This is a genomic window from Clostridium sp. CM037, from assembly GCF_055081095.1.
The window spans coordinates 2539453-2554509 of the sequence record NZ_CM143650.1; the positions used below are offsets into that span (position 1 = coordinate 2539453).

At 29.5% G+C, this 15057-nt stretch carries 15 protein-coding genes and 1 pseudogene; 9 read left to right on the forward strand and 7 right to left on the reverse strand.

The window, feature by feature from the left end; translation table 11 throughout:
* Positions 1–144 precede the first annotated feature (144 nt).
* The 4 genes from ACWJKP_RS12370 to ACWJKP_RS12385 all read left to right on the forward strand — a co-directional run bounded on the left by ACWJKP_RS12370 (position 145) and on the right by ACWJKP_RS12385 (position 2704).
* The gene (locus ACWJKP_RS12370; protein ID WP_224578714.1) at positions 145–1350 is read left to right on the forward strand and encodes an IS701 family transposase; all 1206 of its coding nucleotides are present in this window, start codon (positions 145–147) and stop codon (positions 1348–1350) included.
* A 209-nt stretch (positions 1351–1559) separates the two neighbouring features.
* Positions 1560–2090, forward strand: coding sequence for an RNA polymerase sigma factor SigY (gene sigY, locus ACWJKP_RS12375; RefSeq protein ID WP_165415047.1), 531 nt, complete (start codon positions 1560–1562; stop codon positions 2088–2090).
* Complete coding sequence (locus ACWJKP_RS12380; protein ID WP_165415046.1) at positions 2091–2498, forward strand: hypothetical protein; 408 nt, start codon at positions 2091–2093, stop codon at positions 2496–2498. It abuts the gene before it with no gap.
* 2 nt (positions 2499–2500) lie between these two features.
* Positions 2501–2704 (forward strand): hypothetical protein, encoded by a 204-nt coding sequence (locus ACWJKP_RS12385; RefSeq protein ID WP_202881903.1) that lies wholly within the window; start codon positions 2501–2503, stop codon positions 2702–2704.
* Positions 2705–2764: 60 nt separating this feature from the next.
* On the opposite strand, the gene ACWJKP_RS12390 is transcribed toward ACWJKP_RS12385, so the two are convergent.
* The 4 genes from ACWJKP_RS12390 to ACWJKP_RS12405 all read right to left on the reverse strand — a co-directional run bounded on the left by ACWJKP_RS12390 (position 2765) and on the right by ACWJKP_RS12405 (position 5801).
* Positions 2765–3004 (reverse strand): hypothetical protein, encoded by a 240-nt coding sequence (locus ACWJKP_RS12390; protein ID WP_165415064.1) that lies wholly within the window; start codon positions 3002–3004, stop codon positions 2765–2767.
* Positions 2985–4208, reverse strand: a complete 1224-nt coding sequence (locus ACWJKP_RS12395; protein WP_224578775.1) for an IS91 family transposase — start codon at positions 4206–4208, stop codon at positions 2985–2987. Before ACWJKP_RS12395 ends, ACWJKP_RS12390 begins: the two co-directional genes overlap by 20 nt.
* 149 nt (positions 4209–4357) lie before the next feature.
* Complete coding sequence (locus ACWJKP_RS12400) at positions 4358–4597, reverse strand: hypothetical protein (protein ID WP_165415064.1); 240 nt, start codon at positions 4595–4597, stop codon at positions 4358–4360.
* On the reverse strand, positions 4578–5801 hold the full coding sequence (locus ACWJKP_RS12405) for an IS91 family transposase (RefSeq protein ID WP_165415065.1): 1224 nt from the start codon (positions 5799–5801) through the stop codon (positions 4578–4580). The genes ACWJKP_RS12400 and ACWJKP_RS12405 overlap by 20 nt, the downstream gene beginning before the upstream one ends.
* 372 nt (positions 5802–6173) lie before the next feature.
* Here ACWJKP_RS12405 and ACWJKP_RS12410 point away from each other — a divergent pair, with 372 nt between their 5' ends.
* From ACWJKP_RS12410 to ACWJKP_RS12430, 5 genes and pseudogenes are all read left to right on the forward strand, one after another.
* On the forward strand, positions 6174–6380 hold the full coding sequence (locus ACWJKP_RS12410) for a PLD nuclease N-terminal domain-containing protein (RefSeq protein WP_165413517.1): 207 nt from the start codon (positions 6174–6176) through the stop codon (positions 6378–6380).
* Position 6381: 1 nt separating this feature from the next.
* A complete protein-coding gene (locus ACWJKP_RS12415; protein WP_165413521.1) occupies positions 6382–7308 on the forward strand; it encodes an ABC transporter ATP-binding protein in 927 nt (308 codons plus the stop codon).
* On the forward strand, positions 7295–7732 hold the full coding sequence (locus tag ACWJKP_RS12420) for a hypothetical protein (RefSeq protein ID WP_165413516.1): 438 nt from the start codon (positions 7295–7297) through the stop codon (positions 7730–7732). Before ACWJKP_RS12415 ends, ACWJKP_RS12420 begins: the two co-directional genes overlap by 14 nt.
* A gap of 126 nt (positions 7733–7858) precedes the next feature.
* Complete coding sequence (locus tag ACWJKP_RS12425) at positions 7859–8050, forward strand: hypothetical protein (RefSeq protein WP_224578907.1); 192 nt, start codon at positions 7859–7861, stop codon at positions 8048–8050.
* A gap of 72 nt (positions 8051–8122) precedes the next feature.
* Positions 8123–8251: pseudogene (locus tag ACWJKP_RS12430) on the forward strand (ABC transporter ATP-binding protein); the annotation flags it as partial.
* Positions 8252–8287: 36 nt separating this feature from the next.
* Here the strand turns inward: ACWJKP_RS12430 and ACWJKP_RS12435 are convergent.
* The 3 genes from ACWJKP_RS12435 to ACWJKP_RS12445 are packed head-to-tail and all read right to left on the reverse strand — an operon-like array spanning position 8288 to position 15038.
* Entirely contained in the window at positions 8288–12700 is a 4413-nt protein-coding gene (locus tag ACWJKP_RS12435) for a coiled-coil domain-containing protein (protein ID WP_165413514.1), read from the reverse strand.
* A complete protein-coding gene (locus ACWJKP_RS12440) occupies positions 12693–13409 on the reverse strand; it encodes a DUF6063 family protein (RefSeq protein WP_165413513.1) in 717 nt (238 codons plus the stop codon). Before ACWJKP_RS12440 ends, ACWJKP_RS12435 begins: the two co-directional genes overlap by 8 nt.
* Before the next feature lie 12 nt (positions 13410–13421).
* A complete protein-coding gene (locus ACWJKP_RS12445) occupies positions 13422–15038 on the reverse strand; it encodes a hypothetical protein (RefSeq protein ID WP_165413512.1) in 1617 nt (538 codons plus the stop codon).
* Between the last annotated feature and the right edge of the window lie 19 nt (positions 15039–15057).

Sequence of the window (15057 nt, forward strand, 5' to 3'; positions counted from 1 at the left end):
TGCATTACTATATTTTTAACACTACTAGTCTATAAATGAGCGAAAATGATTCCACCAATCTCCATATATCAAAAAAAAAACATTTATACATTCTCCTGTTATAATTAAGTCACTACACAAAATACAACTAAGGAGAAAACATAAATGTTTAATAACTCAATTGTAACAAAATCATCGACAATATACAAATTTTTAATTGAATTAAAGATAACTCTTTATCTCACAACTCCTCAAATTCATCATCTAATATTATTTATAAATTCTATGGTGACAAAAGGCTACTGTGGAAAAGTAACCGACGTTTCAGATTTTATGCCGGTTAGGCATAGGACTAATATTGGAAAGTTTCTATCGGAGAGTCCATGGGACGAAAACTTTGTTGAAAAAGCCCTAAAAAAACGTGTAATTATGAGAATATGGGAGACGTCTAAAACAACTGGTAAACCTATTTATGTTGTAATAGATGACACTATTTCGGAGAAGACTGTGCCCTCGTCAAAGGCTAAGAAACCTACTGAAAAATGTGGATTCCACCATTCTCATTTAAAAGGTAAAACAGTTTATGGTCATCAATTAGTTACCGTTATGTTACTGTGCGATACACTTGTGATGCCATATACTATGGCGATATACGACAAAGAAAATATGAGTAAAATCCAAATGGCAATTGAGTTTATAAAATCATTACCCAAACCAGTAAATGAAGGTTATGTTTTATGTGATAGTTGGTATAGTAATAAAAAATTGTTCGCAGTTTCTAAAGGATCAGGCTACGCCTATATTGGTGGTCTAAGAACAAATAGAGTGATATATCCAAAAGGTCGTGAAAAACTTGGAATTAAGCTTAATCATATGTGCGAGATATTAACTAAGGATGATGTCGACCTAGTCAAAGTTGGCAACAATGAATATTTTGTCTACACATATAGAGGCAAGCTTAATGATGCAAATGATTCTTTGATAGCTCTTTGTTGGCCTAAAGAGGCTCTATTTAAACCTGGTTGCTTAAGAGCATTCATAAGTCTAGATACTACTATTACTACTGAAGAACTCCTAAATCACTATAAATTTAGATGGCCAATTGAAACCTTTTTTAGAGAAACTAAAAAACATCTTGGTTTAAATCATTACCAAGTAAGAAGTAACCGAAGTATAAACAGATACTTCTTGCTGCTAATGATTACCTACGTATATTGCGAATTGGAAGTAAGCAATGGCACGTTAAATTTTAACGTTGGTATTAAGAATGCAAGAAACCAATCTAAAAAAGAAAGGGTATCTTGGATCTTTAATCAAGCTGACCTAGGAAATTCTCTTGAAGCTATTTTTAAAACACTAAAAATAGCTTAGGACAATTGACATTAATTTATAATGGAATAATTTGTTATCAAATTCGCTCGTTTATAGTACTAGTATTATTAATGTTAAAAAATCCTGAACTCTTTGAGCTCAGGATTTTTTACTTTTTAGGTCCTTTACTTAATCTTTATATATTATAATAAATATAGTGAACTTATTAATCAATATTTGCGTTAAAGGATTGCTAGGAGTGATTATTATTGGATGAACTAGAACTTATTAATAAAGCTAAGGATGGAAATAAAATCGCGCTAAATTCTCTTTTAAAAGATAATTACAATATTTTAAAAGGCTATGTTATTAAAATGGTAGGAGACCCACACTTAGCACAGGATATTATTCAGGATGCATTGCTTAAATCTGTGATTAATATAAATAAGTTTGAGCCTAGAGCAAAGTTTTCTACCTGGCTCATAAAAATAGCCACTAATGTTTACAGGGATTATTTAAGAAAGAATAAGTCCTTTAAACTAGTCGAGGAAAGTTTAACTGATAAAGGTAAACAGGTGGAGGATATTGTAATATCAAATTATGAATATAAAGAGATAATGAAAATAATTTTAAAACTACCCTATGAGAAAAGGGCTGTATTTATTTTAAAGCATTATTATGGTTACAAATATGAGGAAATATCAGAAATTTTAGGATGTCCCCTTGGAACAGTTAGATCAAGGCTCCATAATACAGTGAAATATATAATAAGTGAAATTGAAAGGAATGGGATTATGTAAATGAAGGATTCTGATAAAATTAAAAACTCTTTAATTGATGAATTTTATAATGAAGCTCATGAAAAGGTTGATAAAAATACAAAGTTTAGTGACGATTATAAAGAATTTAAAAGTGTCCTTAATTCCACAGCTAATAAAATGGACGTTTTAAATGAAGATATATTTGATTTTGATATAGATACATTAAACATAATAGAACAAGGAGAGTCTATAAGAGAAAAGAGAAAGGCCAATAAAGAATTCATTTTGTTTATATTATCATCTTTTATAATTCTTTCTGTATATGCTATAGCCATCAGTATCTTAGGTCCTAAGATGCTAATTATTTCACAAATTTTTATTATTACCATTATTCCTTGGATAATAATACCTGTTTTAGCAATCAAAAGAAGGGGGAGTGAAGGTTAATAGTGATTTTAAATAATAAACTAATTATAGTGATTGCAATAGCTATTCCTATCTTATTAATCCAAGGAGCTTGGGTATTTTGTGATGCAAGAAGACGTAAAGAAAAATATTATTGGCTTTGGGGCATTTTTGCACTGATTAATATTCCAAGTAGTCTTCTTATTTATTTATTAGTAACACGAGTAATATTAAAAAATAAAAAATAAAAAAGAACAAAATCTCCCTACGGTCGAGTATTAAAGTGATGCTCCACAAATAGTGTGGCATCACCTCTTAATTATCATATCTGAACCACATTCTATACACAAAACAATAGGACTACCACTTTTCTTGTCATATTCTTCAGGCGTATAACATTCAAACGCAACAAAGTCAGGCACTTCTTCTTCAAACCCACATTTTTTACATTTAAAAAGTATCATTTTATCACGTTCTTGTGGTCGAAATGGTATGCTATCCTCATTCACTTTACCTTTAAAAATTCTTTTAATACGTTCCCATATCATATATATACCCATACTTTCTATGCCATATTTGCCACAATTCCATTAGCTGGCCGCATTTTAAACACTTTCTCGGATCTTTGGAAAAATTAATAATCATTAATTCTCTATAAGTCATTTTTCTTGTTTCCTTTTTCCAATTTATTTTTAGTGTGAACTGAATTGCCTTAAGACCACTTTTTATGTATTGCAAAAGACCAAAACACTTCCGAACTTTTACACTTATACTGCCTGCATATACTCCGTATAGTCTAACCATCTTGAAATATTTAGGGGTAATATGCATTAATAATCTACCTACAAATACTTGCGCTGTAACTGTTTCTTCTACTCTTTCATTGGTTTCATGACTCTTATACCAAAACGTTACATTTTTCCCATCATAACTAAGTATTCTATATTCTGCTATCGCGGGCCTTGCTAAATATCTACCGATATATCTTGCTGCACCTCTTGCGCTTTTCATTCTTGATTTTGCATTTATATAAAATCCATCTGGATAATCTTTGAACATTTTTAAGTACTCTGTTTTTTTCTCTGGATTTTTACTAATCATATAATTTATTAATTTGTACTGCCATACCTTCCTAAAATACTCATAGTCGAAGAAGCACATATCTTTAACTTCGTTACTCCTTGTTTTTATTTCTGGAACCAATGCATGCACATGAGGGTTAAATCCTATATTCCTTCCAAATGCATGAACTACTCCAATCATTCCACTTTGCCAAAGTACTCCTCCTTTTTTGCTCCTTTTCTTCTTTTGATATTCTTCTCTATTTTTATAGTTTACACCATTTGCAAACTCATTTATAACCTCATACACCATGTCTTGCAGGTCTTTAAGACTCTCTCTATTCCAGAAAAAATATTTTCTGTACTCAGCGGGTATTGTGAACACACAATGTCTATGTGGTACATCTAAAATCTTGTTTACTTGTTTTTCTACCCATTCACTTATGTACTTTTTCCCACATTTACTGCAAAATCTACTTTTGCATGTAAATCCTATTTTAAATACTTCTAAACATTTTAAGCATATATACGCAACAAAACCTAATGAAATATCTCCACATCCTATCATTTTCATTACTTCGATATTCATATGTTCTCTCATCTTTTCAGGATACTTTTCTTTATTCAATTTCCAAAACTCTGGATAATTATCTTCAAATATTTGTTTTATAGTAATCTTATTTTTTTTCATGATTTAATCATCTCATATTTATCTGATTTTTTCTATCTATTTTTTAGCTAGAATGTTATCCACAGCGGTTTCCGCAAGCTGTTTCCTATATAAGAACAAAATCTCCCTACGGTCGAGTATTAAAGTGATGCTCCACAAATAGTGTGGCATCACCTCTTAATTATCATATCTGAACCACATTCTATACACAAAACAATAGGACTACCACTTTTCTTGTCATATTCTTCAGGCGTATAACATTCAAACGCAACAAAGTCAGGCACTTCTTCTTCAAACCCACATTTTTTACATTTAAAAAGTATCATTTTATCACGTTCTTGTGGTCGAAATGGTATGCTATCCTCATTCACTTTACCTTTAAAAATTCTTTTAATACGTTCCCATATCATATATATACCCATACTTTCTATGCCATATTTGCCACAATTCCATTAGCTGGCCGCATTTTAAACACTTTCTCGGATCTTTGGAAAAATTAATAATCATTAATTCTCTATAAGTCATTTTTCTTGTTTCCTTTTTCCAATTTATTTTTAGTGTGAACTGAATTGCCTTAAGACCACTTTTTATGTATTGCAAAAGACCAAAACACTTCCGAACTTTTACACTTATACTGCCTGAATATACTCCGTATAGTCTAACCATCTTGAAATATTTAGGGGTAATATGCATTAATAATCTACCTACGAATACTTGCGCTGTAACTGTTTCTTCTACTCTCTCATTGGTTTCATGACTCTTATACCAAAACGTTACATTTTTCTCATCATAACTAAGTATTCTATATTCTGCTATCGCAGGCCTTGCTAAGTATCTGCCTATATATCTTGCTGCACCTCTTGCACTTTTCATTCTTGATTTTGCATTTATATAGAATCCATCAGGATAATCTTTAAACATTTTTAAGTATTCTGCGTTCTTCTCTGGCTTTTTACTTATCATATAATTTATTAATTTAAACTGCCAAACTTTTCTGAAATATTTGTAGTCAAGGTATTCCATCTCCTTAACTTCATTGCCTTTTGTTTTTATTTCTGGAACCAATGCATGGACATGTGGATTAAAACCTACATTCCTTCCAAATGTATGCACTACTCCTATCATTCCACTTTGCCAAAGTACTCCTCCTTTTTTACCCCTTTTCTTTTTCTGATACTCTTCTCTATTTTTATAGTTTACACCATTCGCAAACTCGTTTATAGCCTCATATACCATGTCTTGTAAATCTTTTAAGCACTCCCTATTCCAGTAAAAATAATTCCTATATTCAGCTGGTATTGTGAATACACAATGTCTATGCGGTACATCTAAAATCTTGTTTACTTGTTTTTCTACCCATTCACTTATGTACTTTTTCCCACATTTACTGCAAAATCTACTTTTGCATGTAAACCCTATTTTAAATACTTCTAAACATTTTAAGCATATATACGCAACAAAACCTAATGAAATATCTCCACATCCTATCATTTTCATTACTTCGATATTCATATGTTCTCTCATCTTTTCAGGATACTTTTCTTTATTCAATTTCCAAAACTCTGGATAATTATCTTCAAATATTTGTTTTATAGTAATCTTATTTATTTTCATGATTTAATCATCTCATATTTATCTGATTTTTTCTATCTATTTTTTAGCTAGAATGTTATCCACAGCGGTTTCCGCAAGCTGTTTCCTATATAATAAAAAAGTATATATTACTATTAATGCATTCACTTCGCTAAGAACTACTAATTTTATTTTTAATTAATCTGCCAAAAAACATAAACTCGCTGTCGCTCAAACATATGTTTTTCTTAACGCATCTTAATTAAAAATAAAATAAGGAGTTCTAAAGCTTGCTTCAATGCATTATGCGTAATATATACTTTTTTTGCGCACAAAAATCGGAATAAAAATAAAATGAACTTTTTGATATTGATTACGTTAAAGTTATGAAAATATGAAAAGGGGGAATAGAATATGTTTGAAGGAATGGCTTTACTCGATATAATAAAATTACTTGCACCTGTAATTATACTAGAGGTAGTTCTTGTGGTTTTCTGCTTATATAGATTATCGCGAGACAGAACAAAATTTTTACCTAAGTGGGTATGGGCATTAATTATAATTTTCATTCAATTAATAGGTGCCATAACTTTTTTATTAATAGGAAGAGAGCGTGAATAAGATGATTAAAGTGGTAAATATAAATAAAAAATATGGAGACTTTGAAGTTTTAAAGAATATATCCTTTGAAATAAAAAAGGGAAGCATATACGGATTTTTAGGTCCTAATGGAGCAGGAAAAACTACAACTATGAATATACTTTCAGGGTTAATTGATTTTAATAGTGGAGAGATATATTTAGATGGAGAAGATTTTAAAAAGAATAAAAGACAATTATTAAGAAAAGTGGGGTATCTTCCACAAAATCCTGTTTTCTATAATTACATGAATGCTGTTGAATATCTGCACTTTATTGGTGAAATAGCTAGAATGCCCCAAAAGAATATAAGGGAGAGAACTACAGAGATTTTAAAAATTGTAAAGCTCAGCTCGGTAGCAAAGAGAAAAATAGGACAATATTCAGGTGGAATGAAGCAGCGATTAGGAATTGCAGTTGCACTCTTTAATAAGCCAGAAATAGTTTTTTTAGATGAGCCAACCTCTGCACTAGACCCTGAGGGAAGAATGGAAATATTAGAATTTATTAAAGACTTGAAGTCAAATGGAACCACTGTTTTTATCTCAACTCATATTTTGAGTGATATAGAAAGGATTTGTGACGAGGTAAGTATTTTGGATAAGGGGCTAATACTCATATCTGATAATTTAGAGAGTTTAAAGAGTAAGTATATTCAACCTATATTCGATATTGAGTTTGAAAAACACTGTGTAAACTTAGATAAAATTCTTTTAAACTTTAAGTGGGTGGAAAAAGTTTTGATAAATGAAAATAAGGCCTCTATCTATGTTAATGATTTAGATGTTGCTAAATCTGAACTTTTAAAACTACTTGTTAAGGGAGAAAATAATATTTTATCTTATCATTTAAGAAAAAGTAATCTTGAAGATATTTTTATAAGGCTGGTGAATAAAAATGACAACCTTTAAGGCGTATTTTAAGAAAGAAATAATGGAATCCAAAAGACAATATAAATATATAATACTTGCTGTAGGAATAATTGCATTCGCTATTTTAGATCCATTTATGTTAAAATTACTTCCAAAAATATTAGAAAAGCAATTACAAGGAGATTTAAGTTCACTTTTTATTGCTACTCCTAAGAGTGCGATTAATAATTATATTAAGGATCTTTTTCAAATTGGAAACTTATTCATAATATTCACATTGGCAAGTACTTTAAATGATGAGATAAATGGCGAAAAACTTGTGTTTCCATATTCTAAGGGAAGTAAGCCAATTGGCATAGTGCTGGCTAAAATAATTCATTATACCATTGTAGTAACCATACTAACCTTTATAGGATTTTTAACTTGTTCTTATTATGGAGGTATTTTGTTACAAGGGGAATAGGCTAGTTTATCAGGTATTATGATCTCTGCTCTTTTAATGTCTGTATACTATTTTTTCAATATTGCTTTGGTAACGCTTTTTAGTAGCTTTGTAAAAAAAGGCGTAACTGCTGGTTTTATAACCGTTATGATAACTTTTTTAAGTGCTGCACTTGTAAAGCTAAATACAGTTGGAGAGTTTATGCCATACAAATTGGTGGAAGGAGCAAATTCATTTACACTAGATAGCTATTTATACACCATAGAATTTTCAGTTGTATGTAGCATGCTTTTTATAATAATTACTATCTTTAGGATGAACAAAGTCGAGGTAATTTAATCATTACTTTATGAGATCCAAATAAAAACATTTTGAAACTTATAAGTGAAAAGGAGAATCGCCATGTTAGTCCCAATAGATTGTAAAAAAGTAATCGCCTATATACCAGATAATCCAGATTTATATGAGCATTTAACAGGTATTCAATACTTGAATTTTATCTCTGATATTTTTGAAGTTGGAAAACAAGAGAGAGAAGAACGCATGTGATAAAAGAAACTGAATAAATCAGTTTCTTTAAAAAAGTTCCATTTGATCAATTTCTTCTGCATCAATTGCTACTTCTTCTAATTTAAACCTTGACGCAACTATAGTTTCTATGTATTCTTCCCCTTTTATATGCTCTGATTTTAAATACTTTAACCCACTTTTAAGCTTTGATGGTACTAAATCCAGCACATATATATTGTCAAACCTATTTAATACAGATTCTCCTCCTAATCCAGACAAACAAATAAGTTGTGTATTACTCTTTTTAGCTATATCCATAAGAGGTTTTAATAAATGTTCTGCATTAGTTTGTGCAAAAGGGTTATCCATTATGATAACTTTTCCGTCTTCGTTTCTTGAAAATATATCTGTTTCATCTCTTCTCATGTAAGATAGCAGGCTTGATAATATTACAAATGCTGAAAGGAATCCTTCTCCCCCTGAGTTTAGTGCAATTTCATTCCACCCTAATTGAATTTGTCTATCCTCTTCTATTTTATACAGTTTAACTTCTATATTGCTTATGGATACAACTTCATTGTAAAGTTCACGGGTGTTAATGCTCTTTGATATTAAGTCTTCTATATTTTCATTGTTTTGAAGTCGTTCTATTGCTTTTATAGTAAGACCTTCTAAAAAGTCATTAACTCTTAATCTATAAAGCTCGCAGCTTGTATCCCACTCTGGAAGCTTTATACTGAGCATTTTCACATATTTATCTCTTATTTTTATTGAAGAGTTATTATCAATTTTCCCTAAATTAGTATGTACTTCTAGCACATATTCGTAAATACTTTGGGCTACATTATCTTTTTCTCTAGTTATTAAATCAATATCTGCTTGGAGTTTTGCCATTAATGCCTTATGCGCATCTAGTGTTATATTTAAATTTTCTATTACTATATCTGGCTTATCTATACTTTTTTCAAAAGTTTCTAATGACTTTTTAAAGAAATCATCATTTAAAAATACTGGTTTTCGTGATACCCTGTTTATTTCATTACTGAGGGTAAGACTTTTCTTTGCTTCTTCTTCTAATGAATATCTATAGTCCCTTTGAAGCTCTCCTCTATATTTGTTAAGTCCTTGAATTGCAATATCAACTGCAAGCTCCTCTGTTATAACAAAATCCTTAAACTCTTCTAAAGTAGATAAATTGCTTTCAAGCTTTTCTACAGTTTTTACTGATAATATTTTCTCCTTTTTAACCTCTTCTAATTCATGACCTTTTTCAAAGGTTCTTTTATTAAAATCTCTATCCAATATTTCTTCTCTTGCCTTTGGATTTTCTTTGTTAAATTCATCTTTAATTCTTTTATAAAGATTTTCTATGTTAGTATCAATTTTAACAAAAGCTTTTTCTAATGTCTGTATGTTATAATTAATTTTATCTAAATCACCCTTAAGATTCTTTAATTCTCCTTTTATTTCTTCTTCTTTAAATCTATCATAAGTCACTTCTCTATATTCAATTTCATTTATAGAATATTCTTTACCTTTAGCTATTAGATCTTCTTCTTTTACTTTAAATCTTTCATTTGCATCTCGGAGACTTTCTTCTAAAAGCTGAATATCCGTGGATATTTCCCTGGTTAAGCTATCATATCTAGCTTCTAAGTCTTCTATATCCTTTTGCAAAATTTCACCTTGATTATATTGATTGTACTTATTGAAATTTTCATGAATTTTTTTAAGTTTTCCTAATAAATCTCTAAATCCATCTTGAAGATTTGACAGTGAACCTTCTAAGTCGATTTTATTTTTTTCTTTAATTTGTTTATCATTGTTAAGTCGTGCTATATTTTCAGAAATCTCATCCAATTTTTTCTTATCAAAAGCATATTTTTCATAGCTTTTTACCAATAAATTAAAATCTTCTATTTCCCTTTTCAGCTTGGGTAATTCACTTTCTTCTATATTTGTTATTTTGTTTGTTTTTTGTAAAATTTTATTTGTATCAGTTATAGTATCGCGAAGCTTATTAAAAGTGTTTTCCTTTGAAATTAATTCTTGGCTTTTTAAACCTAAGTTCTTTTCTAAGTTTTCATAAATTTCTTTATCCAAAACAGAAAACTGAACCGCACTTCTATTTGTTTCATAAAACTCAATATCACTTGTTTTTCGATCTAATATTCCCTCTAATGAAGTTATTTCACCTTGTTTTTCACTTAATATTTTTTTTAGTTCTTGCTCATTTATAAGATTATTATTAAAAGATAAATAAAAAGTGATATCATTTAAATTGCATAAGCTATTAACTTTTTCACTAGACTTATTAGTTAAACTCTCCCTTTTTACTATAGGAATAGGATTTGACGTAAACACTCCAAGATCTTCCTTATGAAGCTTTATTAAATCCTCGTTTTCCATAATTAAAGAAAATGGAAGAAATGGATTATCCTCTATGAATTTTATATTTTCTGCTTCACTATAATTGTTTTTCTTAAGCCAATCCATACCATATATAATGTTTATATCTCTTTGGCGAAGCTTTTCTTCCATGTCCCTTGGAATTTCTAGAGTTCTCCCAGTTTGAAGTTTTTTCTCCTCTTGCTTTCGTTTGTTTAATGCAATAATGAATTTACTTTCTTCTTCTTTTAAAACTCTAATTTTATTGTTAAACTCATTTATTATATATTCTTTATCAAAAAGCTTCATCTCATCTACATCTATGTATCTTATAATTTTCTTTCTATTTTCTATTTCTTTAAGTAACTTATTTTCCTCGATTTTCATATTGGATATTTCATTAATAATATTACTTATTTTTTTTGAAATATCATCTTTTTCTCTTTCTTTAATCTTAACCTCAATAGATTTCTCCTCATGTAACCTTTTACTCTCAGCAATATCCTTTTCTTTTTTATTTAAACTTTCACTATATAATAGCGTTTCCTTATTTATAAAATCATCATTACAATATCCCATTAAGTTTCTTTTAAAAGCTCTTTTATATCTGTTGTTGAAATTTTCTTCCTCGATAGAAAATGAATTTATATTACTTTGAAGCCCTCCCTTCACTATGCTCTTTTGTTGAAGCTCCTTATTAATTTCATCTATTCGGTTTTTTGATTCATCTATATTTATTTTTGTATTCTTTATATTTTTCTCGTTTTCTTGTAAAAATTTTGAAGTCGCCTTTTCTTTACCTTCATAATATTTCTTTAAAGTGAATCCCGTATTGTCTCTTTCTGGTTGTAAATCCTTACTCTTTTCCTTTGAAACTTCTATTTGATTTTCATATTTTTGAACATCTCTTGAGGCTTTAACATACTCCCCATATATCTTTGAGCACTCGAGTATCCTCTGCTCCTTTTGAAGAAAATTTGTTTTTTCATTAATATTTGAACCTTCTTCTGCAGCTATTCCTTTATCTACATTTATTTCCTTAGCCTTACCGCAAAGTTCATAAACCTCTGACGATATCTTTTCATATTTGATTTCCACAATATATGATTCTATTTGTGATATTTTAAACTCTAGTCCGTCTTTTTTATGCTCTGCAACGCTTAAACTATCTTCTAAATATTTTATAAGATTAGCTATTTTATTTTCTAAACTTTTACTATGAGATCTATTGTCCATAAAATCTTCTGCCGCAACTAATATTTCCCTTGCACATAAATTAAACTCTTCTATAGCTTCTTTTTTTTCTATTTTAGACTGATTATATCTATACTGATATATGTACTTTTTAACTATTTCACTGAAATTCTTTATTTTATCCTCATCTTTATTAATCTTATCTTCTACAGCTTTAATAAACCACTTCTCCACAAGCCCTGATACATTTTTTGCTTCTTGAAAAAGTTCTGATAACCCTGATTCTTTCATATTAATCTTTTTTATTATGCTTTCCCATTCTTTATTATTTATCTTATACTGCCTTAAATTATCAAAATAATTTTTACTCTGCGCATGTGCAGTCATATCAAAGTAATTAAAGTTTATATTCTTATCTTTTTTGAGCTCCTCAAGTAACCTTTTAGTCGAAGTAAAACTCTTGATTTTCTTAATATTCTTTTCAATTTCAACTGCTGGAAAATTATAAATATCATATTTACTATTACCCCTATACTCATGTATAAAAGTTATTATATCTAAATCCTCACCTGAATCATCATCAGACGAAACCAATCTTTTTCTAATCATCATACCAATAAGCACATACCCCACACCGCCATCGAGCATCCACTCTGTTAAAATATAGCTTGGTGATGTTTTAGTAAAATAGCTTTTAAATGTTCTATCTTTTAAATCCCTATACCTCTTATTCACAAAAGGAGCCATCATTAGCTGAACCATTACAGACTTCCCCCCGCCATTTCTAAGACTCAAAAGGGTACTCTCTCCACCTAGTTCAAATATTTCATCATCTATCTTCATTGAGTTATTATTATAACTAAAGTTTACAATCCTAAGGGCATTTATTTTACTCATTAATTTCACCCCCAAAAGCTTTAACTACTCTTTCATAGTTATTTTTATTTAATATGTTCCAATCCATAAAGTTATCAAGCTTTGCAGTTGTAATTATCATGTCATCCGCCTGCACATAATTTATAAGTCCTTGATTTTCTAAAAAATTAAGTATGGTGTATATAAACCCTTCCTTAGTAGTTTTAGAAGTAGTTTGCTTATCGGAACTTTTAAGTGCTTCAAAACGTTCTGAAATATTAGTATAGGCAATACCCGTTTTGCTTTGAAACTCTTCAAAATTTTCTTTTTCGGTACTCTCTTTTAATCTATTACTTATTATATTTAATAACTCTCCACCCTTTAAAAAATCTCTACATTTACTTGTTCTACTCTTAGAACCATAGAACTCAACTAGCATAGTAAGTATTACAAACTGTGATAGGTAGTAGTCCTTGTCATTGCAATTAGACTTACACAGTTCTTTTTTAAGTACACCCTTAGAGTATCCTAAAAAATCATTTTCCTCACTCGGTATAAGATATATAACTCCACTGTACTTTTCCACCCTGCAGTCACAATTTTCTCCTTGTCTTTTCACTAAATTCATTATCTGCTCACTTTCAGAATACATTCTAAATAGATCTTTTTCCTTTTCTTCTGAAAGTTCTCCCATTTGAATTAAATAGTAAAATATTTTGTTACTAGTATTTATATCCTCTATATTGTACATAACCTTACCTCACTACCTTTCTATCTCAAAACACACATCTGAGCATTTAACAGTTTTAACTATACCTTTATCACTTGGAAGTCCATAAAATTTGATTTTTTCTTCACTATTAATTATTTTGGAAATATAAATGTTTTTAATATCTCTAAGCTCAATATTCTCGCACATTAAGTCTAAAATAGTTTCATTTAACTCAAATTCGAACTTTTCTTTTTCTGATATTGTTTCTTCCTTTTCTTGTTTTAGCTCTGCTATATCAATATGCTTATATTTTAAAAGTTCAATTATTATTTCCCTAAATATCTCAACGGTTGGTATTAAAACTTCTTTACTGCTAGGGTCCTTTTTAATCTTATCTGATATTTCTTTAAGGGATACTTCGCCTTTTTCAGAGGTAAATTCTAAAATAAATTTTAAGGAGCTTTTGTATTTCGCAAGTTTTAGTTTTGCTTTTTCTCTTTTTCCCTTAAGCCAATTACCTTCCTCAAAAGATACCACTTCATCTTCTTCAATTTCTTTTACCTTTATAGTTTTCTGGTACTGTAAACACTTATTAATGTTATAAAATTTATTAATCGGTGCTCTATATAGTGGTCTTAAAATAGAATCAATAGCCTCTAGCTTTGAACTGTCGCAAATAATCTTGTCATATATATCCGTTTCTATATTAAATCTCTTTATAAGTGACATAGATGCCATTTCCTCTAGTTCTTTTGAGTAAACACTTTTAAAATCAAAATGAGTGTTTAATATCTTTTGCTGTTCTTCAATTGCGCGACCAAGATACTGCTCAATTATTCCTAAGAATTTTAGATTTTCAAGTTCCTTATCACTAAGCTTTTTAACGTTTATGTCCCACTCGCTAATCTCTTGTATTTTAAGGTTAACCATATTTCTATATTCATTAAATTTCTTTCTTGTTGCATTTAAGGAATCCATATTACCTTCTAATAATTGTCTATATTCTTCCACAGAATAGTTAAGAGCATTTTGCCTAATTCTCCGCGTTGCATCATGCATCTTCTGAAGTTGTATTCTAAGAAGATTAAATATATTTTTAATATCATCTACAGCCTTATCATAACTAGCTTTTTCAAGATGAATCTTAAATATCATTTCATGTATGGTGAGCTTCATATAGCTTTCAATTTCTAAAGTAGATAAAAGAAGCGAATAACCATCATCCGTTAAATAATAAGAAGTCCTCTTTACCACATCGTCAACATAAACTATCTTATTCCCAACGAAACTTATGTATATGTCCGTGTATCCCCCTTTTCCAAAGTCAAATCCTTTAAAATACATGGCCTTTCCTTCATCACACAGCACTATAGTTACTATAAATTCACCCAAATCCGTGCACTCTTCATAGCTTAGTGGTTTTTTAAAGTACTTCATATTAATATCATCAATAAAACTCCCTATACTATCCTTAGTACAGTATTCATCCTTCAATGACTCCTCCATGATGTAAATCATTACTGCAAAAATTAAATTTATGTACTCATGAGTTTCCTCAAATCCATAATTCTTCCATGTATTCTTAAACATACTATTTTTACAAAGGAGAACGTAGGCTCCAACCTTCTTCATTCTTATATCAAAATCTTTAAGAAAATCTACCCGCATTTTTTTAATTCCTCCTATT

Coding starts and splice junctions, on each gene's coding strand:
- ACWJKP_RS12415 (WP_165413521.1), top strand. CDS start 6,382: ATGATTAAAGTGGTAAATATAAATAAAAAATATGGAGACTTTGAAGTT.
- ACWJKP_RS12445 (WP_165413512.1), bottom strand. CDS start 15,038: ATGCGGGTAGATTTTCTTAAAGATTTTGATATAAGAATGAAGAAGGTT.
- ACWJKP_RS12405 (WP_165415065.1), bottom strand. CDS start 5,801: ATGAAAATAAATAAGATTACTATAAAACAAATATTTGAAGATAATTAT.
- ACWJKP_RS12410 (WP_165413517.1), top strand. CDS start 6,174: ATGTTTGAAGGAATGGCTTTACTCGATATAATAAAATTACTTGCACCT.
- ACWJKP_RS12380 (WP_165415046.1), top strand. CDS start 2,091: ATGAAGGATTCTGATAAAATTAAAAACTCTTTAATTGATGAATTTTAT.
- ACWJKP_RS12440 (WP_165413513.1), bottom strand. CDS start 13,409: ATGTACAATATAGAGGATATAAATACTAGTAACAAAATATTTTACTAT.
- ACWJKP_RS12425 (WP_224578907.1), top strand. CDS start 7,859: ATGATAACTTTTTTAAGTGCTGCACTTGTAAAGCTAAATACAGTTGGA.
- ACWJKP_RS12395 (WP_224578775.1), bottom strand. CDS start 4,208: ATGAAAAAAAATAAGATTACTATAAAACAAATATTTGAAGATAATTAT.
- ACWJKP_RS12390 (WP_165415064.1), bottom strand. CDS start 3,004: ATGATATGGGAACGTATTAAAAGAATTTTTAAAGGTAAAGTGAATGAG.
- ACWJKP_RS12435 (WP_165413514.1), bottom strand. CDS start 12,700: ATGAGTAAAATAAATGCCCTTAGGATTGTAAACTTTAGTTATAATAAT.
- ACWJKP_RS12420 (WP_165413516.1), top strand. CDS start 7,295: ATGACAACCTTTAAGGCGTATTTTAAGAAAGAAATAATGGAATCCAAA.
- ACWJKP_RS12370 (WP_224578714.1), top strand. CDS start 145: ATGTTTAATAACTCAATTGTAACAAAATCATCGACAATATACAAATTT.
- ACWJKP_RS12400 (WP_165415064.1), bottom strand. CDS start 4,597: ATGATATGGGAACGTATTAAAAGAATTTTTAAAGGTAAAGTGAATGAG.